The organism is Caballeronia sp. LZ003 (genome assembly GCF_031451465.1).
Taxonomy (GTDB): Bacteria; Pseudomonadota; Gammaproteobacteria; order Burkholderiales; family Burkholderiaceae; genus Caballeronia.
On sequence record NZ_JARUXJ010000027.1, the window covers coordinates 1 to 1,994 of the forward strand.

A 1,994-nucleotide genomic window follows, 5' to 3' on the forward strand; every position below is an offset into this window, starting at 1 on the left:
CATATCTAATCTATTTGGCCAGGGGCGATCCGCTCAACGAAAGGTATCTGGAGCAGATCGCGGCTGCTGGATTCCAATTTCATCCGGACGATCTGTATTTCGAAAGCGCCTGCTGCTCAACGGCAGCCGCCCAGCGACCCGGTCTGCAACGAGCCGTCCGTCACTTATGGCCCGCAGACGCGTTAATCGTCGTCGGTCTCAATGCGTTGGGCAACTGTGTTCCCGACGCTCTGACGACCTTGCGGGCGATAGAACTTGAAGGGGCCGCAACCATTTGCTTAGCGCCCAATCGAGAGAGATTCAGTGCTATCGGTGGCGGCGCGCTCATCGAGAGCCTCGAATTAGTTGTTGACTTCGAACGCGTGGTCCGCACCTTTCGAGGCCGGCACTCCCACGAGACCGCAAGCTTGCGCGGTTCGAAATCCGGCCGACCTTTTAGCATGACCGAGTCAGATCAAGCCCAGGCCTTACTTGCACTGTCGAATGGCTGGACGGTCAGTCAGGTGGCGCGCGATTTCAACACGTCGAGGCAAACGATCATGCGCCTGCGCCGCGGTGCGAGTGGGTGCGAGCATTCTGCGTCCAATAATGTTCTCGATCCCGCCTCGGAGCGGTCGACCCGTGTCGAGCTAGCCGAATAACGGGTCGCGCCGGTGGAAGCAACGTTATGATAGGTTGATGGCTACTAATTTTCCAGATGGGCGGGCGCACGCTTAACAAGCGTCGCAACGCCGTCGGAAACACGTGTCAGGACGACGCAGCCGCAGGCCGGACCTTGTAGGTGTCGGTTTGCACGCAAGGATGTCGCACGACAGGAAGAGCACACTGTTGCTCGACCGAGCTTCCGACCGAGGAGTCATGGAAAAAAACCAAATAAATGCCACTGATGGCCCCACCAGTTCGCTCCCGCAACTTCCCGATGCGCTGGCGAGACCGTTGGTCGTAGGCATAGGAGGTTCCGCCGGTGGGCTGCAGGCGGCGATGGCACTGCTCGAAACACTGGGCGCCGACGCTCCCGTGGCGATTGTCTTGGTGCTGCATCTTTCGCCAGATCACGAGAGCAGCGCGGCCGAGATATTGCAGCGGGTCACACCGCTGACCGTCAGCCAGGTCCGCATCAGGACGCGCTTAGAAGCGGGTCACGTGTACGTCATTGCGCCTGCAACCAACCTGATCACCGATGACGGACATGTGCAGCCCGGTGAGGCGAGCCGTATCAGACCCTCGTCCGTCATCGATCTTTTCTTCCGAACCCTGGGGGAAGTGCATCAGGAACGCGCCGTAGGCATCGTCCTGTCGGGAACGGGCCGAGACGGCTCCTTGGGACTCGCTTCCATCAAGGAGCGAGGAGGGCTTACGATTGCGCAGGAGCCGGACGACGCCGAGTACGCAGAGATGCCGCAAGCGGCGATCGCCACAGGAACGATCGACCTGGTCTTAAGTGCCAAGGAAATCGGCCGGCAGTTGGTCGACCTCGCAAAAGCCCCGCGCGCCCCTTCGTCGGATTCTGATGCCGACCTGGTAACGGACGCCGATGCCCAGGCTGACCTGGGCGACGACAAGTCTGACGAGAAGGCGCGGCACGACATTTTGGCAGCACTTCGCAATCGCACGCGGCACGACTTCCGACATTACAAACGCGCCACGATGCAACGTCGCATCGAGCGCAGAATGCGCGTGAACCGACTAACCAGCATTGCCGAATACCGCGACTTCGTGCAGCGCAACCCCAGCGAATTGAATCCGCTGCTCGCCGATCTCCTGATCAGTGTAACCAGTTTCTTTCGCGACCTTAAATCCTTTGCGGCCTTGCAAAACGACATCATCCCGCGTTTGATGAACGGCGTTACAGAGGGAGAAGAGGCACGCATCTGGGTACCGGCTTGCGCATCGGGAGAGGAGAGTTACTCGGTTGCGATCCTGATTCAGGAATACGCAGACCGCATGCCGCAGCCTCCGCGGGTGCAGATTTTTGCAACTGACATCAATGAAGC

The 1,994-nt window shown here is 59.5% G+C and carries 2 protein-coding genes; both read left to right on the forward strand.

What is annotated here, in order from left to right:
* On the forward strand, positions 1-641 hold a 641-nt coding region (locus QCE79_RS32570; protein ID WP_309851470.1), incomplete at its 5' end, for a helix-turn-helix domain-containing protein.
* 217 nt (positions 642-858) lie between these two features.
* Positions 859-1,994 (forward strand): chemotaxis protein CheB (locus QCE79_RS32575; protein WP_309851472.1); only part of this gene is annotated, 1,136 nt, incomplete at its 3' end.